At 71.3% G+C, this 21,791-nt stretch carries 17 protein-coding genes and 1 pseudogene; 11 read left to right on the top strand and 7 right to left on the bottom strand.

The annotated features are described in order from the left end of the window. Positions 1-28: 28 nt before the first annotated feature. Positions 29-1,114 carry a type III polyketide synthase gene (locus tag GEV43_RS12285; protein WP_160820803.1) on the bottom strand — a complete coding sequence of 362 codons (1,086 nt, stop codon included), beginning with the start codon at positions 1,112-1,114 and terminating at the stop codon, positions 29-31. Positions 1,115-2,083: 969 nt separating this feature from the next. Here GEV43_RS12285 and GEV43_RS12280 point away from each other — a divergent pair. The 7 genes and pseudogenes from GEV43_RS12280 to GEV43_RS12250 all read left to right on the top strand — a co-directional run bounded on the left by GEV43_RS12280 (position 2,084) and on the right by GEV43_RS12250 (position 10,551). After that, positions 2,084-2,644, top strand: a complete 561-nt coding sequence (locus GEV43_RS12280) for a hemerythrin domain-containing protein (RefSeq protein ID WP_160820802.1) — start codon at positions 2,084-2,086, stop codon at positions 2,642-2,644. A 181-nt stretch (positions 2,645-2,825) separates the two neighbouring features. Continuing rightward, a pseudogene (locus GEV43_RS56020) lies at positions 2,826-3,892 on the top strand (FecCD family ABC transporter permease). Then, a complete protein-coding gene (locus tag GEV43_RS12270; protein ID WP_160820801.1) occupies positions 3,889-4,950 on the top strand; it encodes an iron chelate uptake ABC transporter family permease subunit in 1,062 nt (353 codons plus the stop codon). Before GEV43_RS56020 ends, GEV43_RS12270 begins: the two are co-directional and overlap by 4 nt. Before the next feature lie 151 nt (positions 4,951-5,101). After that, positions 5,102-5,854 (top strand): ABC transporter ATP-binding protein, encoded by a 753-nt coding sequence (locus GEV43_RS12265; protein WP_175250030.1) that lies wholly within the window; start codon positions 5,102-5,104, stop codon positions 5,852-5,854. A 166-nt stretch (positions 5,855-6,020) separates the two neighbouring features. Beyond that, positions 6,021-7,049 (top strand): iron-siderophore ABC transporter substrate-binding protein, encoded by a 1,029-nt coding sequence (locus GEV43_RS12260; protein WP_241682873.1) that lies wholly within the window; start codon positions 6,021-6,023, stop codon positions 7,047-7,049. Positions 7,050-7,051: 2 nt separating this feature from the next. Beyond that, positions 7,052-8,857, top strand: a complete 1,806-nt coding sequence (locus GEV43_RS12255; RefSeq protein WP_160820799.1) for an ABC transporter ATP-binding protein — start codon at positions 7,052-7,054, stop codon at positions 8,855-8,857. Further along, the gene (locus GEV43_RS12250) at positions 8,854-10,551 is read left to right on the top strand and encodes an ABC transporter ATP-binding protein (RefSeq protein WP_160820798.1); all 1,698 of its coding nucleotides are present in this window, start codon (positions 8,854-8,856) and stop codon (positions 10,549-10,551) included. Before GEV43_RS12255 ends, GEV43_RS12250 begins: the two co-directional genes overlap by 4 nt. 142 nt (positions 10,552-10,693) lie before the next feature. On the opposite strand, the gene GEV43_RS12245 is transcribed toward GEV43_RS12250, so the two are convergent. Then, positions 10,694-11,623 carry a hypothetical protein gene (locus GEV43_RS12245; RefSeq protein ID WP_160820797.1) on the bottom strand — a complete coding sequence of 310 codons (930 nt, stop codon included), beginning with the start codon at positions 11,621-11,623 and terminating at the stop codon, positions 10,694-10,696. A gap of 40 nt (positions 11,624-11,663) precedes the next feature. Continuing rightward, positions 11,664-13,844 (bottom strand): hypothetical protein, encoded by a 2,181-nt coding sequence (locus tag GEV43_RS12240; RefSeq protein WP_160820796.1) that lies wholly within the window; start codon positions 13,842-13,844, stop codon positions 11,664-11,666. An 893-nt stretch (positions 13,845-14,737) separates the two neighbouring features. Here GEV43_RS12240 and GEV43_RS12235 point away from each other — a divergent pair. Beyond that, on the top strand, positions 14,738-15,169 hold the full coding sequence (locus GEV43_RS12235; protein WP_160820795.1) for a DUF6196 family protein: 432 nt from the start codon (positions 14,738-14,740) through the stop codon (positions 15,167-15,169). A gap of 37 nt (positions 15,170-15,206) precedes the next feature. Here GEV43_RS12235 and GEV43_RS12230 read toward each other — a convergent pair whose 3' ends face one another. The 4 genes from GEV43_RS12230 to GEV43_RS12215 form a co-directional block, all read right to left on the bottom strand. Further along, positions 15,207-16,184, bottom strand: a complete 978-nt coding sequence (locus GEV43_RS12230) for a CU044_5270 family protein (protein WP_160820794.1) — start codon at positions 16,182-16,184, stop codon at positions 15,207-15,209. Beyond that, a complete protein-coding gene (locus tag GEV43_RS12225) occupies positions 16,181-16,801 on the bottom strand; it encodes an RNA polymerase sigma factor (protein WP_160820793.1) in 621 nt (206 codons plus the stop codon). Before GEV43_RS12225 ends, GEV43_RS12230 begins: the two co-directional genes overlap by 4 nt. 180 nt (positions 16,802-16,981) lie before the next feature. Further along, on the bottom strand, positions 16,982-17,875 hold the full coding sequence (locus GEV43_RS12220) for an anti-sigma factor domain-containing protein (protein WP_160820792.1): 894 nt from the start codon (positions 17,873-17,875) through the stop codon (positions 16,982-16,984). After that, complete coding sequence (locus tag GEV43_RS12215) at positions 17,872-18,465, bottom strand: sigma-70 family RNA polymerase sigma factor (protein WP_160820791.1); 594 nt, start codon at positions 18,463-18,465, stop codon at positions 17,872-17,874. The genes GEV43_RS12220 and GEV43_RS12215 overlap by 4 nt, the downstream gene beginning before the upstream one ends. Before the next feature lie 111 nt (positions 18,466-18,576). Between GEV43_RS12215 and GEV43_RS12210 the strand changes: the two genes are divergently transcribed. The 3 genes from GEV43_RS12210 (at position 18,577) to GEV43_RS12200 (ending at position 21,678) form a co-directional block, all read left to right on the top strand. Further along, positions 18,577-20,166, top strand: a complete 1,590-nt coding sequence (locus GEV43_RS12210; RefSeq protein WP_160820790.1) for a molybdopterin-dependent oxidoreductase — start codon at positions 18,577-18,579, stop codon at positions 20,164-20,166. Positions 20,167-20,208: 42 nt separating this feature from the next. Next, positions 20,209-20,841: a fasciclin domain-containing protein gene (locus GEV43_RS12205; protein WP_160820789.1), complete on the top strand. Its 633-nt coding sequence runs from the start codon at positions 20,209-20,211 to the stop codon at positions 20,839-20,841. A 315-nt stretch (positions 20,842-21,156) separates the two neighbouring features. Next, a complete protein-coding gene (locus GEV43_RS12200; RefSeq protein ID WP_160820788.1) occupies positions 21,157-21,678 on the top strand; it encodes a hypothetical protein in 522 nt (173 codons plus the stop codon). The last annotated feature ends 113 nt before the right edge of the window (positions 21,679-21,791 follow it).

Here is a 21,791-nt window from a genome sequence, read left to right as displayed (position 1 = left end):
GAGTTCACCCGGTGACCGGCGATCGCCCTCAGGTGGTCCTCGTGGATCGGCGGCGGGCGGACGGGGTGGGCAGCCAGGTGCCCATGGTCATTTCGGCGGTGATGCCGGGGCCGAAGCCGGCGACCATGCCGGCGCCTCCCGCGGGGACGCCGCCCTCGTCGAACTGCCGGCGCAGCGCGTCCAGGACCACGGCGCTGGCGATGTTGCCGTGCTCGGTGAGCGTGGCCCGGCTGTGGCGGAAGGCGAGCGGCGGGACGTCCAGGAAGCGGCTCAGGTCGTCCAGGATGCGCGGACCTCCGGCGTGGACGATGTAGAAGTCCAGCCCGGCGGGGTCCTGGTGGTGCTGCCGCGCGAGGTCCTGGAGGGCGGGGGCCAGGTCCTTCATCGTCTTCGGCACGCGCTTGTCGAGCTGGAAGTGGAAGCCGGTGGCGCGGACCGCGTAGCAGATCCAGTCCTCGGTGTGCGGGATCAGGTACGAGCCGTTGCGTTCCAGCCGCATCCCGGTGGCGGCGTCGTCGCCGCGCAGGACGGCCGCCGCCAGCGCGTCGCCGAACAGCCCGTTGGACAGGAGCTGGCCGACGTTCAGGTCGGTGGGCTGGTAGCACAGCGAGCAGAACTCGCAGGCGACGACCAGGGCGTTCGTGCCGGGGTGCGCGGTGCAGAAGTCGTGGGCGCGGTTGAGCGCGGCGCCTCCGGCGGCGCAGCCGAGCTGCGCGATCGGCAGCTGCCTCGTCGTCGGCCCGAACCCCATCGTGTTGATCATCCAGGCGGTCGGCGACGGCATGCTGAATCCGGTGCAGGAGACGAAGACGATCAGGTCGATCTGGTCGGCGCGCAGCCCGGCGTGGCCGAGCGCGCGTTCGACCACGGCCGGTATCCGCCTCCTGGCCTCGGTCGTGAACGTGCGGTTGCGCGCCTCGAAGCCCGGATGGCGCAGCGTCTCCTCGATCGGCCGCACCAGGTGCCGGGTGCGCACGCCGGTGTTGGCGATCAGGCGCAGCGCGAGCTTCAGGTCGGGGTGGTCGGGATGCAGCCGCCGGGCGATCGCCAGGGTGTCCTCCATGGTGATGACGTGCTCGGGGACGTACGTGGCGGGCTTGCAGAGCACTACCATCTCGTCAACTTTCGGGGGCGGTGATGCCACGGAGTGTTACCAAGTTTTCCGAATCTATGCACGCACGGTAACCGACGATCGCTGTCTGACGTCGGCCGCTCGCCACCCCGGACCGAACGGGACCGCCCGCCCGGCCCTGCGCGCACGAGCCTCCCGTCCCGTTCCCCCTCACTCGCGACGGCGGATAACCGTCCCGAGCCGTCTCCGAAAATCTATGGTGATCGAGGTAGATATTCGCGGAGGCGTGGGGTATGGTTCCTGTCATCGAAGAGGAACAAGTCCACGACACAGGGCGGTGGACGAGCCGCCCAGAGCAGTTGGATGAAGCGAGGCCGGGCGTGCCGGGGTCAACGCAGTGGAAGGGACTCCGGCAGCCGGCCGAGCGGTCGGCGGTCAACGGACCGCCGGAGGAACACCGCGAGTGAAGGCAAGAGTTCCCAGGTAGAGAAGCGCAAGGAAGGGGGTTCTCGGCACCATCGGGATCGCCCGTCGCAGGCTCCAGTCACGCCGCGCGGGTACCGCAGTCGCCACGGATTGGACGGTGGTCTACGGTCACGCATCCGCGATCCCCGCGCCCCCGCCGCACACGGCGGCCGGCGCGGACGACAACCGGCTTCGACGCCGGATAGATGGTGTTGCACCTCATGGCCCCGGCGCCCCCAAGGCGCCGGGGCCTCGACGTGCTCCCCACCGTCCCCCGCGAAGCCACGCCGTACGTGCTCGAACACGCACGCCGACCGCGAATCCAGGAATCCGCCGCCGTGACGTTCCTGGTCAGTGCACCGATGCCTCAACGGTGTCGGCCCGGCCGCCGCGGCCGCCGGTGTGACCGCGCCTCCTCTGGGTAGAGGCGGCCGTGCCGAGGGACCCCCCGTTCGGCGGCCCGGCTCGGGAGGGGATCGCGGCCGTTCACCGGCGCGACGGGGCGGTCCCCGGCTCCGGAACTGCACGACGCGGAGAGAGGCGAGCATGGCGGACGACAGGCGCGACGTGATCGAGGTACTCGCCCACGACCACCGTGAGGTCGAGGAGATGTTCGAGGAGCTGTCCGGAACGGCCGACCCCGGGCAGCGGCGGCGGATCACCGATGACATCACCATCGAGCTGGTGCGGCATTCGGTCGCCGAGGAGATGTACCTGTACCCGGCGGCCCGCGAGCGCGTCCCCGGCGGCGACGAGATCGCCGACAGGGAGCTCACCGAGCACGCCGACGTGGAACGGATCCTGAAGGACCTGGAGAAGGCCGACACCGCCGGGCCGGATTTCCCCGCCCTCGTACGTCGCCTCATGGACAGCGTCACCGAGCACATCCAGGAGGAGGAGACCGTCTTGTTCCCCAAGCTGGTCGCCAGCGCCACCGGCGAGGAGCTCCTCGAACTCGGCGACAAGGTCCAGTCGGCCAAGCGGAGGGCCCCCACCCGCCCGCACCCGTCCGCCCCGGACAAGCCGCCGCTCAACAAGCTGCTGGCCCCCGGCGCCGGTCTCGTGGACCGCGTCCGCGACCACCTGTCGGGCCGCGGGCAGGACTGACGGGCTCGACCCCCTGGTCCCACGACGGTCCCACGAGGGTCCCGCGACGGTCCCGCGACGCGACGACACGGAGGTGAGAGGCGGGGCGGACGGATCGGCAGGCGTTGATTAGGTTAGGCTCACCTTGCCGACCTGCCGATTTCGGAGGAAAAGTGTTGAAAGCCGGACTCGATGGACGTGCATGAGCACGGTCATTGAGAAGGGGCCCGCGCCCAGGCCCGCATCCGGTATCGCGGCGGTGCGCCGGCGGCGGGTCGTGGGGCTGGGCGTGCTGCTGGCCGTCCTCGTGGTCGCGGGGGCGGCGTCGCTGGCCGTCGGCGCTCGGGCGCTGAGTCCCGCCGACGTCTGGCGCGGGCTGCTCGCAGGACCCGACTCCGACCAGCGGCTCACCGAGATCAGGCTCATCGTGCAGACCGTGCGGGTGCCCCGTACGGTCCTCGCGATCGTCGCGGGCATCGCGCTGGGCGTCGGCGGGGCGCTGATCCAGGGGTGCACGCGCAACCCGATCGCCGACACGGGCCTGCTCGGCGTGAACTCCGGAGCCTCGGTCGCGGTGGTGACGGCGATCTCCGTGTTCGGGCTGGGCAACCCGTTCCAGTACGTCTGGTTCGCCTTCCTGGGGCGGCGATCGCCGGAACCGTCGTGTTCGGGCTCGCGAGCATCGGACGGGGGGCCGGCAATCCGTTGACGCTCGCGCTGGCAGGCCAGGGGATCACGGTGTTCCTCGCGGCGATGACCACGGCGGTCGCGCTGTCGAACCAGGCGTCGCTGAACGCGTGGCGGTTCTGGAACGCGGGCTCCGTCGCGGGCGTCGGGTTCAAGGTCATCTGGCCCATCGCCGCGTTCATCGGAGTCGGCCTGGTCCTGGCGGCGATCACGCTGCCCGCCATCAACCTGCTCAACCTGGGCGACGACGTGGCGCGCGGGCTCGGCGTGAACACCGCGCTCAGCCGGACGCTCGGCATCGTCGCCATCACCCTGCTGGCCGGCGCGGCGACGGCCGCGTGCGGGCCGATCGCCTTCCTCGGGCTCATGGTGGCCCATGTGGCGCGGTACCTGACCGGTCCCGACTACCGGTGGCTGGTGCCGTACGCGGGCCTGCTCGGCGCGGTCGTCCTCCTGGTCTGCGACATCGTGGGACGCCTGGTCGTACGGCCCGGCGAGCTGGACGCGGGCATCGTCGTCGCGCTCCTCGGCGCCCCGTTCTTCGCGGCCCTGGTGTGGCGCGGAAAGTTCAGGAGCGCATGAACGGGACGGACGTGAGGCCCGCGGCGGCCCCGGGCGTGCGGCTCGGGCACGTGTCGTTCGTGTGGCGGCCCTGGCTCGTGCTCGTCACGCTGCTGCTGGCGGCGGCGACCTTCCTGGTGTTCTGCCTGTCGATCGGCGTCGGCGACTTCCCCATCGGCCTGCCCCGGGTGATCGCCACGATCCTCGGCCGGGGCGAACGGGTCGACAAGTTCGTGATCATGGATCTGCGGCTGCCGCGCGCCCTCGCCGGGCTCGTCGTGGGGATCGCGCTCGGGGTGTCCGGGGCGATCACGCAGACGATCGCGCGCAACCCGCTCGCGAGCCCGGACATCCTCGGGGTCACCAGCGGAGCCGGCGCGGTCGCGGTGTTCCTGGTGACGGTGTCGGGCGGGACGGCCGCGGCGGTCGCCGGCGCCGTGGGCCTGTCCGCGGCGGCGCTCGCGGGCGGACTCGGCACCGGGCTGCTGGTCTACCTGCTGGCGTGGCGGCGCGGGATCGAGGGGTTCCGGCTCATCCTGATCGGCGTCTCGGTGAGCGCCGCGATGGAGGCGATCACGAGCTGGCTGCTGGTCACGGCCGACATCAAGGACGTGGCGCGGGCCCAGGCGTGGCTGGTCGGCTCCCTGGATGGCCGCTCGTGGAACGAGGTCCGGGTGGCGCTGGTGTGCGGGCTCGTCCTGCTGGCCGTCGTCGCCTGCGCCGCGTTCCAGTTCAAGCCGATGCACTTCGGCGACGATGTCGCCGCGGGCCTCGGCGTCCGGTACTCGATGGTGCGCGCGGTCATGCTGCTGTGCGCGGTGCTGCTGGCGGGCGTGGCGGTGAGTGCCGCCGGCCCGGTCCCGTTCGTCGCGCTGGTGGCGCCCCAGGTGGCGATGCGGCTGGCGAGGCGTCCGACGCCGCCGCTGGTGGTCTCCGGACTGACGGGCGCGTTGCTGCTGATCGGCGCGGACGTGGCGGCGCGCACGGCGCTGCCGGTCACCCTCCCGGTCGGCGTGGTCACCGCCGCGATCGGCGGTCCCTTCCTCGTCTACCTGCTGGTGCGGGCGAACCTCAGGTAGGCGTGGCGACGACGGGCAGGCTAGGCAAAGGAGATCTCGTGGCCGCTCAGCACATCCCCGGGCCCGACGGCGGGACCGCCGGCCCGGCGGCGCGACCGGCGGCGCCGTACGGCTGGCGGCCGAGGGGGTCGCGGTCGGGTACGGCGGCCGGATGGTCATCGACGGCCTGGACGTGGCCATCCCGCCGGGCGTGATCACCACGATCATCGGCCCCAACGGCTGCGGGAAGTCGACCCTGCTGCGGACGCTGTCGCGGCTGCTCAAACCCGCCAAGGGCACGGTCGTGCTGGACGGCGACGACATCGTCAAGCTGAAGACCCGCGACGTGGCGAAGAAGCTCGGCCTGCTGCCGCAGGCGCCGGTCGCGCCGGAGGGGCTGACGGTCGCCGACCTGGTCGCCCGGGGCCGCCACCCGCACCAGAGCTGGCTGCGGCAGTGGTCGTCGGACGACGCCGCCGTCGTGGAACGCGCGCTCGCCATGACCGGGGTGTCCGACCTGGCCGACCGCCCCGTGGACGCGCTGTCCGGCGGGCAGCGGCAGCGCGTCTGGATCTCGATGACCCTGGCGCAGGGCACCGACCTGCTGCTGCTGGACGAGCCGACCACCTACCTCGACCTCGCGCACGCGATCGACGTCCTCGACCTGGTGGACGACCTGCACGAGTCGGGCCGCACGGTGGTCATGGTGCTGCACGACCTCAACCTCGCCGCGCGCTACAGCGACAACCTCGTCGTGATGCGCGCCGGGTCGATCCTGGCGCAGGGCCACCCGCGCGACGTGATCACCGCCGAGCTGCTGGACGAGGCGTTCGGGCTGCGCGCCGAGGTGATCGACGACCCGGTGGGCGACCGGCCGCTCATCGTGCCGATCGGCCGCGCCCACGTCCGTCCCTGCGAGGAGTGATCCCGAGGAACGGTCCGAGGAACGGTCCCGAGGAACGGCCCCGCGGGCGGCGAAGATCCAGCTTAGGTTAGGCTGCCCTTATTTCCCCAGGTTAGAGTCCGTCTGTCCCCCCGGTGGCAGCGGACGGCACGAGCAAGGGATTTCGATGCTCCACCAGAGAACGACCATGACGAAGTCCCTGCGGCGGCTGGCGGCGGTCCTGTCCGCCGCGACGCTGAGCGCCGGCCTCCTCGCCGGATGCGGCTCCGACTCGTCGGACGACTCGGGCGGGAACGCCCCGGCCGCCGCGTCCGGCGCGTTCCCGGTCACCGTGGAACACGCCTTCGGGTCCACCACGATCACCAAGGCCCCGAAGCGGGTCGTCACCGTCGGCTACACCGACGACCAGGCCGTCCTCGCGCTCGGCACCAAGCCGGTCGGCATGGTCGACCAGTACCCGAACCCGCCCGGCAAGTCCCCCGACATCAACACCCAGTGGCCCTGGGTGAAGGACAAGTGGGGCGGCGCGAAGCCCGAGGTCGTCATGAGCAACGGCGACTCCGGCCCGAACTACGAGAAGATCGCCGCGCTGCGGCCGGACCTGATCATCGCGGTCTACTCCGAGATCGACAAGGCCGCCTACGACAAGCTCAACAAGATCGCGCTCACGGTCGCCCGGACCAAGGCCGAGAAGGAGCCGTTCAGCGCGCCGTGGCAGGACAACGCCGTGCACATCGCCAAGGCGCTCGGCAAGGAGGCCGAGGGCGCCAAGCTGGTGCAGGGCATCCAGGACAAGCTCGGCGCCGCCCGCAAGGCGCACCCGGAGTTCGCGAGCCAGACCGCCGTCGCGCTGTCCTGGTACAAGGACTCGGTCGCGCCGTTCACCACCACCGACGTGCGCGGACGGCTGCTGTCGGGCATCGGCTTCAAGGGCGCCACGGAGATCGACAAGATCGCCGGCGGCAAGTTCTTCACGCCGCTGTCGCCCGAGCGGATCGACCTCATCGACGTCGACCGCATCTTCGTCATCAACGACCAGGCCGACCAGGCGGCGCTGAAGAAGTTCCAGCTGTTCGCCAACCTGTCCGCGGTGAAGAAGGGGAAGGTGTCGTACCTGCTGGACAGCGAGGGCCCGGCGGTCGGCGCGGCCATGTCCCAGGGCACCCTGCTGTCCCTGCCGTACGCGATCGACAAGATGGTCGAGTCGGTCGGCTAGGTGTGAGCACCACCGACACGCGCCCCGCCCCGGCGGCGGCCCCGGCGACCCTGCGCACGGCGACCGGACGCGAGGCCGCCCGATGGGTCGCGGCGCACTGCCGCGAAGCGCCCTGGCTGCCCGTCGCCTCCGTGCTCACCACGGTGGCCGGGGCGGCGCTCCAGGTGCTGCCGGTCCTCCTGCTCGGCCGGGTGGTCGACGAGGTCGTCCGGGGCGGACCGCAGTCGGTCCTGGTCACCATCGGCGCCCTGCTGGTGGCCGCCGCGCTGCTCGGCGCGGCGGCCACCGCGGCGTCGGCCTACCTGATCGGACGGCTCGGCGCGGGCCTGCTCGCGCGGCTGCGGGAAGGCGCCGTCCGGGCCGTCCTCGGGATGCCGAGCGCCCGGATCGAGCAGGTCGGCCGGGGCGACGTGCTCTCCCGGGTCGGCGACGACGTGGCCGTGCTGTCCAAGGGCATCCGGACGGCCGTCCCCACCGTCTTCTCGGCGGGCGTGCTGGTCCTCATCGCCACCGCCGGCATGTTCGGCCTGGACTGGCGGCTCGGCCTCGCGGGCGCCGGCGCGCTGCCCGCGTACGCGCTGGCCCTGCGCTGGTACCTGCCGAGGTCCGCCCCGCTCTACCAGCGGCAGCGGGCCGCCCAGGCCGACCGGGCGCAGGCGCTGATCAGCGGCCTGAACGGCATCGACACCGTCCGGGCGTACCGGCTTGAGGGCGCGTTCCGCGAGAGGGTGACCAGCGAGTCGTGGCGGGTGCGCGGCCTCGGCATCGAGGTGTTCCGGTTCTTCGGCCGGTTCGTCGGCCGGGAGAACCGCGCCGAGTTCATCGGGCTCGTCCTGATCATCGTGGTCGGGTACGCGCTGCTGGACTCCGGCGCCGCCAGCCTCGGCGAGGTGTCGGCGGCCCCGCTGCTGTTCCACCGGCTGTTCAACCCGCTGGGCTCCATCATGTTCACCTTCGACGAGGCGCAGAAGTCGGGCGCGAGCCTGACCCGCCTGGTCGGGGTGCTGGGGGAGTCCGCCGACGACAGGCTGGTGGGCGACCCCGCCGTCGCACCCGCCGGGGCCGCGGCGTACCCGGTGACCGTCGAACGGCTCACGTTCAGCTACCCCGACGCCGAAGACCCCGTCCTCCGGGACATCGACCTCACCATCCCCGCCGGAGGCTCGCTCGCGCTGGTGGGGGCGACGGGCGCGGGCAAGACGACCCTGGCCGCGCTGATCGCGGGCATCGGCACCCCGCAGTCCGGAACGGTCCGCATCGGCTCCACCGACCTCGCCGACCTGGACGAGGCCGGGGCGCGGGCGCTGGTGAGCATCCTGACGCAGGAGACGCACGTGTTCTCCGGCCCGCTCGCCGACGACCTGCGCCTCGCCGCCCCGGACGCGACCGACGCCGAACTGAGGGAGGCCCTCCGCACGGTCGGCGCCGACGCGTGGGTCGGCGCGCTCCCCGAAGGGCTGGACACCCTGGTCGGCGAAGGCGGCGAACGCCTCGACGTCACCAAGGCCACCCAGCTCGCCCTGGCCCGCCTGGTGCTGGGCCGCGCGCCGGTGGTCGTCCTGGACGAGTCGACCGCGGAGGCGGGCAGCCAGGGCGCCGCCGAGCTGGAACGCGCCGTCCTGGCCGCGTGCCGGGGCCGTACCACCCTGTTCGTCGCGCACCGGCTGACCCAGGCGATGGCGGCCGACCGCATCGCCGTCCTGGACGCGGGACGCGTGGTCGAGGAGGGCACCCACGAAGAACTCGTGGCCGAGGACGGCCGGTACGCCCGCCTCTGGCGGGCCTGGCGAGAAGGCAGCCAGGGATGACTCCCGACACGCACCGTCCCCGCACGGGGTCCGACATCCTCCGGACCGCGCTGCGCCGCAACGTCGGCGCCATGGCCTGGGGCACCGTCCTCATGGGCCTGTACCAGGCGGGCGAGACGGCCTTCCCCATCGCGCTCGGCCTGATCGTCGAGCACACGATGCGGCACCGGAGCCCCGCCGCGCTCGCCCTGTCCATCGCCGCGCTCGCCGTGATCATCACGACCGTGTCGCTCTCGTGGCGGTTCGGGATGCGCGTCCTCCAGAAGGCCAACACCACCGAGGCGCACCGCTGGCGGGTACGGGTCGCCTCCTGCGGCCTCCAGCCGGTCGCCAGGGACGTCGACCTGAAGTCCGGCGAGGTGCTGACCATCGCCACCGAGGACGCCGACCAGACCGCCGACATCATCGAGGTCGTCCCCCTGCTGATCAGCTCGCTGGTCGCGGTGCTGGTCGCCGCGGTCACCCTCGGCCTGGCGAGCGTCCGGCTCGGCCTCCTGGTGATCGTGGGCACCGTCGCGATCCTGTCGATCCTGTCGGTGCTGTCCAAGCGGATCGGCTCCAGCACCCGCGAGCAGCAGGCCCGCGTCGCGCGCGCCGGCGCGAAGGTCGCCGACCTGATCACCGGCCTGCGCCCCCTGCACGGCATCGGCGGCAACCACGCGGCGTTCCGCTCGTACCGGAAGGTCAGCGAAGAGGCGAAGCACCAGGCCGTCACCGTCGCCCGGGTGAACGGCGCGTACGAGGGCGCCGCACTGGCCCTCAACGCGGTCCTCGCCGCCGCCGTGACCCTGACCGCGGGCCACCTGGCGTTCCAGAACCAGATCAGCATCGGCCAACTCGTCATGGCCGTAGGGCTCGCTCAATTCATCATGGAACCGCTCAAGCTCTTCTCGGAGATGCCGAAATACGTGATGACCGCCCGCGCCTCGGCCGACCGCATGTCCCTGGTACTGGCCGCACCCCCGATACACCAACCAGGCCCAGAACACGCAACCCCCAACGGCGACCTGGAACTCGACGGCATCCAGTACGGCTCCCTCCGCAAACTCAGTTTCCGAGTATCGCCCGGCGAATTCGTGGCGATCGCCGCCTACCAACCACGCTTCGCGGCCGACCTCGCCGCGATCCTGGCCGCCAACGTCCCTCCCGACTCGTTCGAGGGCGCGCTCCGGATCGGCGGCCAAGAAACATCCACCCTCTCGATCGAATCAATCCGCCGGCATCTCCTGGTCAACCCGTACGACGCGGAGATCTTCGCGGGCACCCTCCGCACGAACATCGACCCGTCCGGCACGAGCCGCCTGGTCCCCGAGGCCGTCGAGGCGTCCATGCTGACCGACGTCGTGGCCCTGCACCGCGAAGGACTCGACCACAGCGTCCGCGACCGCGGCGCCAACCTCTCCGGAGGCCAGCGCCAGCGCCTCTCCCTGGCCCGAGCCCTGGCCGCGGACGCCGACATCCTCGTCCTCCACGACCCCACCACCGCCGTGGACGCGGTCACCGAACAACTCATCGCCCGCAACCTCGCCCACCTCCGCCGAGGCCGAACCACCATCGTCCTCACCACCAGCCCCGCCCTCCTCGCCACCGCCGACCGGGTCCTGGTCCTCGACAACGGCACCATCACCACCCAAGCCCCCCACCACACCCTCCTGAAAACCAACCCCACCTACCAAAAATCCATATCCCGCTAACCCCCGAGCCCGACCACTCCAAACACCACTCACCTCCAATCACCACACGTGCTTGCCGAGTAATGGTTCGCTCAAGCTGACGACGAGGCCCCGTCACTCGCTCGGAATGGCGGGGCCTCGTCGTGGATAAGGAGAAGGTTCGTCAACCGGCAGGGACCAGGGTGACCTCAGCGGTCAGCGTCCGCGTTCCGAGAGTGGCGGTGACACGAACCTTCTGCGGCGACGTCACCTCTTCCGCCCGGAAGGTGAAAGCCGCTCCCCGACTGCCCGGATCGAGCGTCATGGTGGCGGGCACCTTGAGCAAGGGGCTGTCGCTGGAGAAATGCACCACGGTTCCGGTCGGCGGCGAGGTCCACCACAGCAGAATGCTCGCGAACACGTCGGTGTCGTCGGCCTGGGACTCAAGTTCGAACGACTTGAGGCCGGGGCTGACCGTCACGGGTTGAGCGAGGAGGTCGGCGCCATAGCGTGCGGCCACCTTGCTCTGGAACTGGTCGAACTCCTCGTCCCGGACCTTGAGCTGGAAGGTGGCGGCCGTCTGCCCGGCCCGGATGATCGCGACGGGCGGTACGGACACGCGCCGGTCACCGGTGGCGAGGCCAACGGCGATGTCCTCGGCCGGTGCGCAGTCCGCCCGTACCGTGCCGGTGACCTCGTCCCCGGTGTAGAGATCGGCCGTCGGGAGGGAAAGGCCGGTCAGGCGAGGATCGCAGGCGGCCGGGAACGCGACCGGGTTCACCGTAAGCTCGGCGCCCTTGTGAACCTCGCCGTACGAGGCGGTCAGTACGCCGGTGAACGGGGCCTTCACACTCGTGGTCCTGAGGGTGAATGAAGCCGTCGCCTTGCCCTGGCCCACCCGCACCTTGGCGGGTGCCTTGATGGTGCTGGCGCCGCTCTTGAGGGTGATGTCGAATGCCTTGGCAGGGGCACAGCCCACCCTCACCGTGCCCTTGGCGGACTTGCCGCCGGTGACGGTCCCCGGGGAGATGGAGACCCCGGTCAGAGCAGGGCGGCAGGCACGCGGGGCAGTGCTCGCCGCGGCCGCGGGACCGGCTTGGACGGGCAGGGCCACGAGAGCCGCGGCGGCCCCGTGAACATCGCGAATCGCCGCATCAGTGCTTCACCTCGTAGGCGCGGATGAACGTCTGGGACACGGTGTTGCCGGCGGCGTCGGTCGCCTTGATCCGCAGGGAGACGTACCCGGGAGCGCCCGGGTTGTCCACGGTCGCGGTCCAGGCGCCGCCTTCCTGGGCGGACGAGGCCGCCTGCCAGGTCTTGCCATCGTCGGCGGAGGTCTCGACCGACATCGAGGTGATCTCGGGCGCCGCCGTGTCCGGGACGGGCTCCACCTTCACGGGGATCCGCAGCCGGGTGCCGGGCGCGGCCGCGTTGGCGTCGTTCAGCCCGGGAACCGCGAGCCGCAGCAGGTGCAGCGGAAGGGGCTGATCCTGCCACTCGATGTGATGAGACTCGAACGACCATTCGGTTGTAGTCGTGGTCGAGAACTTGGCGATCTCAGGGTTGGCGGTGCGGTTCCAGGTGAGGGTGTAGCGCTTGGACTCCTCCGGGAGACTGGCGTACAACTGCCCCGTACCGGTGGCGATCGTCTGGCCGTCGACGGCGAGCGTGAGCTCGTTGGCCGTACGGTCCATCGAACCCGTCCGCCCTGACGAGTCGGTGTACCCGCTGGGAGCGCCCACCGACAACTGGCCGTTCGAGCCGCGGTGCGGCCTTCCCAAGCCGAACCCGCCTGTGGTGAGGACCGCGCCGTTCCAGACGTCGTCGCGTGTGCCCCGTTCCGCCGTGACCCGGTAGTCGGCGATCTCCGCCCAGTTCTCGTACGCGATCCCGTAGCCGAGCTCACGGCTGAAGACCAGCCCGGGCTCGACGTAGGTGGTGACGGTCTGCGGGAAGGCCACCTTCATCCGCATCTCATCGACGTAGCCGCCCGTCATGTTGAGCTCGCCGGATCCGGAGAGATTCACCGAACGGAAGTGGTTGCGGGCGACGCTGAGCTCGTCTGGGCTCGGGTGCCACACCGTCGCGGACGGGATCCGGCCCTTCATGTACCGGCTCAGGATGTAGGCCGCGCCCGGCCCGCCGGTCGCGTCGCGCTTGCCCCATCCCGTGACCTGGAAGCCGACGTTCTCCTTGACCTCATCGGGGCCGTGCCAGACGGCGAAGACCGAGCCTTCGGGGCCGTCGGCGGTGAACCGGTACCACGGGGTCTCGTACCAGGTCTCGACCGTGCCGGGAACGCCGATGCCCTGCGGACTCAGCTCGACCGGCTTGCCCTCCCGGGCGTCCATCCTCAGGTCGAGGTCCCAGTCGTCGACCGTTACCCGGTGGTTGATCAGGGTCTCACCCGCGCCGGTGGTGATGGCGGTGGTGACGTCGTAGGTGCCGGGCGGCAGTTCGAAGACGCCCCTGCCGTTCTCCACCTTGCGCTCCCAGCGGCCGCCGTCCGTGATGCTCCAGGCGTAGACCCAGGTCGGCTGTGCCGGGACGGTGCCGTTGCGGTCGAGTAGATCGACCGCAACGTTGTACTTTTCCCTGCCGACGTCGGCGACGAGCGTGGTGGTCACCTTCGCCGCGCCGTCGGTCGCCGTGGCGACCAGAGCCCCGAGATAGCGGCCGTGGGGAATCCCGGCGCCCCGGAAGGTCAGCGTCACCTGCGCGCTTCCCCGGGCGGGAACGGTCACTTGGCCGGGCACCTCGAAGAGCCCGGCGGGAGCCTTGGTCGGCTCGCCGCCGGGACCGTTCATATCGGCGGACAACCGCAGTGTGACGGCCTTGGACCCGGTGTTGCGATAGGTGAGAGAGTGCCGCCGAGTCAGGTCCGGGATGCCGGGTGAGGCCAGATCGACGATGACGGAGTTGGCGGAGGCCGTGACGGGCCCGACCGACGGAGCCGGGGCGGGGACCGGCGCGCGGAGGTCGACGGAGACCGCCGTGGAGCCCAGCGGCTTACCGGCGGCGGAGGTGACCTGGACGGCGCCGCGGTACGCGCCGGGCTTGACCCCGTGGCGCCCCAGTTCCAGGTCGGCCCTGGCCTCTCGCCCGGCCCGCACGGTCAGGGAACTCGCCGACAACTTCGCCAGCGCGACTGGAGCCGCGCGTCCGGAACGGTCTCGCAGCTTCACCTTCAACCGGATTTTCAGGGCCTTGCGTGTGTTGTTGCGGTAGGTGATGGCCCGGCTGACCGGCTTGACCGCGGTCTTGGACCAGGTCAACGGGACGCCCAGGCGACGCGGGGCGACCGCGAACGTCGCCTTCGCCCGTTCGGAGGTCACTCCATAGGGTCGCGGCCCATGGTCCGTGGAGCCCGTTCCCGCGACGGCCGTACTCGTCCCGGAAACAGCCACCAACGTGTTTACCGCCAAGGTCAACGCGACCGCGGCGGTGATGCCAGCATGACTCTTCACGCCATCACCTCGACAGGGGAGAAGCCCGAATGAGCAGCACTCGGAAACAAGACGGACGAATGCGGACTCCGGTTTACAACGGAACTATCGAACTCTCCAACAGCGTGTTAGGACGGCATCGCCCGGACACGCCGCACAGCCCGCCACGAGCCACCACGCGGCACAGGCCTCCCGCATCGGGCCCTTGAGAGCCGTCCGGCCCCTCTTCGCCGCAACCGCATAACCGACCGCAAGAGCGCAACGCACGGTCTCCGCAGTTCGGCGTACCCACCTTGAGGTTTCCCCACCCCTCACCGATGGCGTCGACGCTCTGCGTCCATAGCGTAGTTCCGTTGTGTCAAGAGAATCCGCCGGCTTCTCCGTTCCCCGGTGCCTGTACATCCCGTAGTCGCTGGTAGAGCCATTCATCGAAGAAGAAGCGCTAAAGGGCTTTCGCGAGGAAGGGAACGCGCGGCTTCCCAACAAGAGGCTCAACTCCTCCGTAGTCGGCACAGCCGTTCTGGACCGCGATTGCGATGGCACATCGTTGTACGCCATGGAGTTCGGCAAGGCACGCGTGGCGGTCGGCTACTGGCTCCTGCCGGGGGGGAGGTGACCAGTCGCCCAACGACTTGAAGGACGGGCCTCCTTCACGAGGAGGGCCGCGTGTGGAATTGGGGAGGTGGTGAGGGTGTTGCGGTGACGGAGTGCTGTTGAGGAGTTTCGTGCCGGCAGGGGCACGATCGGGGGATCACGGCTTCGCCGAGCAAGGAGTCTCGCTGATGGTGAATGTGAGTGTGGAGACCGCGGAGGAGACAGAACAGCGGCTACGCCGTGTGATCGCCCAAGCGGAATTGGTCGTTCACGATGGCGTCTGGTGTTTTGAGGAGTCTCCGGCCGACCGGCCGCCCGCGCTCACCCATGAGACGCTCGCGGTCGTTCGGGACCAGGAGAGCTGGAGCCGCCTGGTCCCGTTCAGCCAGCAGGGCGACGTCGAACGCTTCGGAATCTTCTCCTTCCACTTCGCCGGCCAAGCGGACAACAGCGGTTTTGTCGGCTGGCTGGCCACCCGCCTCAAGGCCGAGCTGGGGACCGGTGTATTCGTGGTCTGCGGCAGTAACCGCGCCCGCGGCGGCATCTACGACTACTGGGGTTGCCCCATCGACCTGCTGGATCAGGCCACGGCGGTCGTGGAGGCGCTACGAGGCCGCTGACCCGCATGGCTCGTTCAGCGACCCGCCTTCCAGCTCGTTACGGCTTGCTGGGGGTTTTACCGGACTTGTTCACGACGCCGCGCTGGAGGACCGCGGTGGTGGCGGTGGTCATGCCCTTCCTGGCGTGCTCGGTGTCCTTCACCATGTAGCCGCGTTCGCCCAGGTAGCTCAGGGTCTTCCTGTCGAAGATCCATTCGCTGCGCTCGCCGTAGGCGACCAGTGCGACGGCGACGCCGTGCCGGCCCGCCGCGTCGACCGAGTCGGGCACCACGAGCACGCCGGGGATCTTCGCGGCGGCGCGGTAGACGGCGGCGGCGAGCTTGGGCGGCAGGACCTGCTCGGTCAGGAACCGGCCGAGATCCTGGAAGGCCGCGGCGTTCCGGGCGGCCGGGTCGGCGGTCTTGCCGGACTTCGGGATCTTCGCGTAGACGCTGTTCAGCAGGGCGCCCGGCTCGGTCGGCATGGCGGCGAGTTTCCGGTAGGTCAGGTCCTCTTTCGAACCGACCAGCGGGACGCCCTTGCCGTCCCCCTCCCGGACCAGGCCGCGCTTCCCCGGGCTCTGCGGCAGCCAGATCTCCCGCTCCCGCAGCCGCTGTGGGACCCGCGGCCCGTTCCCCGTCTGGGTCGTCCACGCGACCTTGCTCCTGATGTAGACGAACTGGTCACCGCGCACGGGAAGAGCGGGCTGGTGCGCGGCGGCGAGCGAGATGCGGTCCAGCAGCACGGCGGCCTCGCCCTTGGCTGCGCGCGTGGGCGGGGTGTCGCCGCTGTCGTGCAGGCCGACGAACAGGCCGGCCGTTACGGCCGCGGCGGCCAGCGGGGCAGCCAGCAGTACGGCCCGTCGGCGCTTCGGCCGGCGCGAGGCGGTCGCGGGCTCTTCGATGTGCAGCATCAGATGCTCCTTGAGGAGTCGGTGTCGGCCGTCGGAGAGCTCGGGGTCGCCCGGGGGCGGCACGAGCCGTACGAGCTCGGCGAGCTCGTCGGGTCCGGGTCCGCGCCGTGGGGTGCCGTTCATGGGTGCCTCTCCTGCTTCGACCGGACCGCGTTCGCGCGGTCCTCACTGATGTGCTGTCCGCCGCCGGGCGAGGGTTCCCGTTCGGCATCGGTGAGTTCGCGCAGGCGGGTACGGGCCCGTGACAGCCGCGAACGCACGGTGCCCACCGGAACGCCGAGCGCTTCGGCGGCCTCGGCGTAGTTCAGGCCCGCCCATACGCAGAGCGTGAACACCTCACGTTCGGCCTTGCGCAACCGGTCGAGCGCGGTGCGCGCGGCGGCCAGTTCCTCGGCGTCGGCGAGCCGGCCGACCAGCTCGTCCGAGAAGTCCGGCACCACGTCCCGGCCGGGCATCCGGCTCAGCGCCGCCTCGTGCCGCCGCGCGGCCCGCGAGGCGTTGCGCAGAACGTTGGTCGCGATTCCGAGCAGCCAGGGCCGCAGCGACTCGCCCTCCGACCGGATCTTCGCCCGCAGGCGCCACGCCTCCAGGAACGTGAGCGACACGATGTCCTCGGCCGACGCCCAGTCCCCGGTGACCCGTACCGCATAGCGATACACCACTTGTGCGTGCTCATCGAAGAGGTCCCCGAACGCGACGGGGTCACCTGCCCGTATCCGGGCCCGCGCTGACAACTCCACATCCCGTCCTGTCCGGCGGCCTCGCCGGGTTCCGTGTGACCCTGCTCACACGGAAAGTCCATTGTGGCGATTACCCAGTGAATCCCGTCGCCCCCGAACGCAACCCAGCGGTCCCGGCAGTCCGCGCCACCGCCAGAAAGTCCGCGTGAACACCACCAGAACCTGGCCTATCTCATGCCATCACTGCGTCTGCCTGAACGGCACCCGCGCCATGGCCGACGCCCCGGCCCGCGTGGCTGCAAGCCGTCCGGACGCCGTACCGCCGACGTGCGACCTCAGCCCCTTGCGGGTCCGCCGGCATCGCTGGCCCGCGTCCGTTCCCTGACTCGGTGCCCGTTCAACGGGGGAGTCGCTGGGGGCAGTGTGGTCATTCCAGGGCGAGGGTGAGGACGGGTGGGGTGGTCGGCTGGGGGAGCCTCCGGCGGGCTCGATGGTGAGGCCGAAGCGTTGCGCGTCGCCGAGGCCCGTCGTGACGACCGGCCGCGGTTTCCCGGACGGGTTCAGCGTTCCGGCGGAACGGACGGTCGGGCCGAGCCACCACATCTGGTACGTCCGCGCGGACGGCAGGGGCCGTAGCCGGGCCGTGGTGACGACCGCCTTGTTCAGCGAGCGGGAGGACACCAGCGTGACGGTCGCGGTGCCCTGCGCGCGAACGGTCGATGTCCGCGCGTCCGGGGCCGTCATCACGGCGGTGACCTGCCGGTTGAGGGCCCGGGCGTCCTGCGCGGAGCCGTGCAGGCGCAGCGCAGCGCCGCCGCTGATCAGCGCCAGCACCAGGCAGGCCGCGGCGGCGAGCCGGCTCAGCCCGCGGACGCGGTGGGACGGCAGGCGGCGGCCGAGCGGCGGGGGCGTCTGCCGGGTCCGGGTGATCTCGGCCATGACGCGTCCGCGCAGCGCGCCGGGCGGACGGTGCGCGGCGGCGAGCGCCAGGCGGGCGGTGGTCTCGGCGAATCCGGTGACCTGGCCCGCGCAGGTCGGGCAGGACGGGAGGTGGCGTTCGAAACGGCGCCGTTCGGTGTCGGTGAGCGCGTCTAGCGCGTAGGGGCCGGCCAGGTCGTGCGGGTCGCGGGTCATGGCTGCACTCCCAGGCAGTCACGTAGCCGGATGAGCCCGTCGCGCATCCGGGTCTTGACGGCGGCGAGGCCGACGCCGAGCAGTTCGGAGACCTCGCGGTAGGTGTAGCCGCCGTAGTAGGCCAGGGTGATCGATTCGCGCTGGGTCTCGGTCAGGCCCCGCATGCAGCGGCGCACCTGCTGGTGCTCCAGCCGGGTGCCGACCTCCTCGGCGACCTGGTCGTACGCGGGTGCGGGCGCGGCGGTGCGCTCCTCGCGGTCCCGGCCGGCCTGGCTGGAGCGGACCCGGTCCACGGCGCGGCGATGCGCCACGGTCAGGGCCCATGACGTCGCGCTGCCCCGTTCGGGGTGGTAGTGCGACGCTTTGCGCCACAGCTCGACCAGCACGTCCTGGGCGATCTCCTCGGCCTGCGCCGGGTCGCGCACGACCCGCAGCGCCAGCCCGTAGACCGGACCCGACAGCAGGTCGTACACCTGCCCGAAGGCGTCCTGGTCGCCGCGCGCGACCCGGCCGAGCAGCTCGGCCAGATCCGGCGGATGCGCGCCGGCCGGCCCTGTAGGCGACCTCGGCCCTGCGACCGGTTCGTTCATCTCCACAGCGGTGGTTCGGTGCGGACGGCTTGAAGGATGGGTCCGGAACGCGACGGGAAATCGGAGGCGGATCCGGCCCATCCTTCCGCTGCCCGGCCCCGAACAGCGGTCATGACTGGCGAACGAGCGACCGAGCGACCGCGGCGGTCCGCCGCCGCGCTGTGCGGGCTGCTGGCCGCCGCGGCGGCGATGGGAGTCGCGGAGCTGGCGGCCGGCGTGCTCGGACGGGCGTCCTCCTCGCCGCTGCCGGCGGTGGGCGCGGGTTTCATCGACCTCACCCCTGTCTGGCTCAAGGACTTCGCGATCCGCCGGTTCGGCGACGACGACAAGACCGTTTTGCTGCTCGGTCTCGGCGCGGGGATCACCGTCGCAGCGGTGGCCATCGGGCTGCTGGGCAGGCGCCGGCTCGCCTGGGGCCTGATCGGGCTCGCCGGCTTCGGGGCTGTCGGGGTCGTCGCGGCGCTGACCAGGCCGGTCGCCGAGCCACTCGACACGCTACCGTCCGCCGTCGGCGCGCTGGCCGGCATGGCCGCGCTGGTCCTGCTGGCGCGCAGCCGCCGCCCGGCACACGCCCGTCCTCACGAGCCCGCCGCCGCTGCCGAGGACGCCGAATCGGCTCCGGGCGACCGGGGCGGGGCCGATCGGCGGCGGGTGCTGCTGACCGGCGCCGGAGTGGCCGGACTCGCCGCGGCCGGCGGTGTGGGCGGACACCTGCTGCTGCGCCGCGGCGACGTCTCCTCCGTGCGGGCGGACCTGCGCCTGCCCGGCCCGGCCGACCTGGCGCGTCCGGTACCGGCGGGCGCGCAGGTCCGCGTGCCGGGCATGACGCCGTTCCGCACCCCCGGCCGCGACTTCTACCGGGTCGACACCGCGCTGATCCTGCCGCAGGTCGACCCGCGCGAGTGGACGCTGCGCGTCCACGGCATGGTCGCCCGTCCCGTCGAGATGTCGTTCGATGACCTGCTGCGCCTGCCGCTGGTCGAACGCGACATCACGCTGTCGTGCGTGTCGAACCAGGTCGGCGGCGACCTGGCTGGGAACGCCCGCTGGCTGGGCGTACCGCTGGCACCGCTGCTGCGCAAGGCGGGGATCCGCGGCGGCGCCGACCAGATCCTGTCCCGTTCCCACGACGGGATGACGCTGTCCACGCCCCTGGAAACGGTCCTGGACGGACGCGACGCGCTGCTCGCCGTCGGGATGAACGGCGAGCCGCTGCCGATCGCCCACGGTTTCCCCGCCCGCCTGGTCGTCCCGGGCCTGTACGGCTACGTATCGGCCACCAAATGGGTCGTCGACCTCAAGGTCACCCGCTTCGCGACCGACCAGGCGTACTGGACCGAACGGGGATACGCCCAACGCGCCCCGGTCAAGACGTTCTCCCGCATCGATGTCCCCAAGCCGCTCGCCGGCCTCAAAGCCGGACGCGTCGCCGTCGCCGGAACCGCCTGGGCGCAGCACCGCGGCGTCGACGCCGTGGAATGGCAGGTCGACAACGGGCCCTGGCGGCAGGCGCGGCTCGCGCCCGTTCCCGGCCAGGACACCTGGCGGCAGTGGATCGGCGAGTGGGACGCCGCGCCCGGCTCGCACACGCTGCGCTGCCGCGCCACCGACGGCACCGGCCACACCCAGCCCCAGGACCGCACACCGCCGTTCCCCGACGGCGCGACCGGCTGGCACTCGGTAGTGGTCACCATCACCTGACCTCACACCAGACACATCGGAAACCAAGGCAAGGAGCCAACCATGACCCGTACCCGCACCCGCATCGCCGCGACCGTTCTGGCCGCGGCCGCCACCGCCACGGCGGCGTCCTGCTCCAGCGACGACGACTCCGACGGCAAGGCCGCCGCCCCGGCGAACTCGGCCCCCGCGACCTCCGCGAGCGGCTCGCCGACGTCCGACCGGCCGTTCGGTCCGGGCTGCTCCACCGTGCCCGCCTCCGGCAAGGGCAGCTTCAGCGGCATGTCCACCGACCCGGTCGCGACCGCCGCGTCCAACAACCCGGTGCTGTCCACCCTGGTCAGCGCGGTCAAGAAGGCCGGACTGGTCGACACCCTCAACTCGGCCGAGAACATCACCGTCTTCGCGCCCACCAACGACGCGTTCGACAAGATCCCGAAGGCGACGCTCGACAAGGTCATGAGCGACAAGAAGACACTGACGGGCATCCTGACCTACCACGTCGTCGGACAGAAGGCCGCGCCGAGCGCGCTCGGCTCCGGCGACTTCAAGACGCTGAACGGCGCGATGCTCAAGACCAGCGGCTCAGGCCAGACCTTCACGATCGGCGACAACGCGAAGGTGGCCTGCGGCGACGTCCAGACCGCCAACGCGACCGTCTACATCATCGACAGCGTCCTGATGCCGCCCAAGTGATCCCAGCGGCCGGGGCCTGACCCACCAGGCCCCGGCCCCAAGGCCACCCCGTTGAACGGCTCCGCAGCAGACCGCCGAAGAGCGGCCGTTAGGCAGCACGCTGACTATGCCGGACGCCCGCGCCGGGCCGTGCGCTCCGCGGGAATGCGCCGGGCCGGTTGACGTCGGCGACGCACAGAGTCCGTGGGCTGGTTACGCTGTGGGCCGCACGGCGAGATCGGGTGCTGGCGGGCAGGGGGCTACACGATGTCGATGGACGGCGTACCGGGACCGGACGGCCGGAACGCCCCTCCGCCGTACGGTGGCGGGTTTCCGGTGCACGGACGGGACGCGGTGGCGCCGTACGGCGGCGTGAACCCCGGGCCGGGCGGCGGCTGGCCGCCGACGCAACCCCGCAAGTCGCACGTGGGGCTGATCATCGGCTTGGTCGGCGGGTTCTGCGCGCTGGTGCTGATCGGCTGCGCGATCGGCGGCTACATCTTGTGGCAGCGCCACGAGACGTCCCAGCGCCACTCGGATGAGCGGGCGACCCTGGCGATCTACCACCGGATCGGACGGCCGACCGGCTTCACCGAGCAGGGTTCGCCGCGCCTGAGAACGCCCACGTGGCTGTCGGTCACCTGGACCGCGCCGTCCGGGCAGGGCGACCCGGTCAACGCCACCGCCGCCTGGCTCGGCCAACACATGAAGGCCACCCCGCCGAACAGCGAAGACGTGCGCAGGGTGTACCGCGATCACGGCCCGTTCTTCCTCGACGACCAACCGGCGCAGAGCATCCAGGTGACGCTGTCGCGTACGACATCGACGTACCAGATCAACGTGTCGATCATCCGCTGACGCCCCCCGGCCCTACGGCACAACAACAGCCAGCCGGCGGTGCCTTGACCCAGGTGATCGCCGTGAGCCCACGACAAGCCAACCGCCCTCCCGAAACCGCTCAAAGCGCGCCG

The organism is Actinomadura sp. J1-007 (assembly GCF_009793335.1).
Classification (GTDB): Bacteria; Actinomycetota; Actinomycetes; order Streptosporangiales; family Streptosporangiaceae; genus Spirillospora; species Spirillospora yumaensis.
This window is presented reverse-complemented; position numbering and strand designations above follow the sequence as displayed.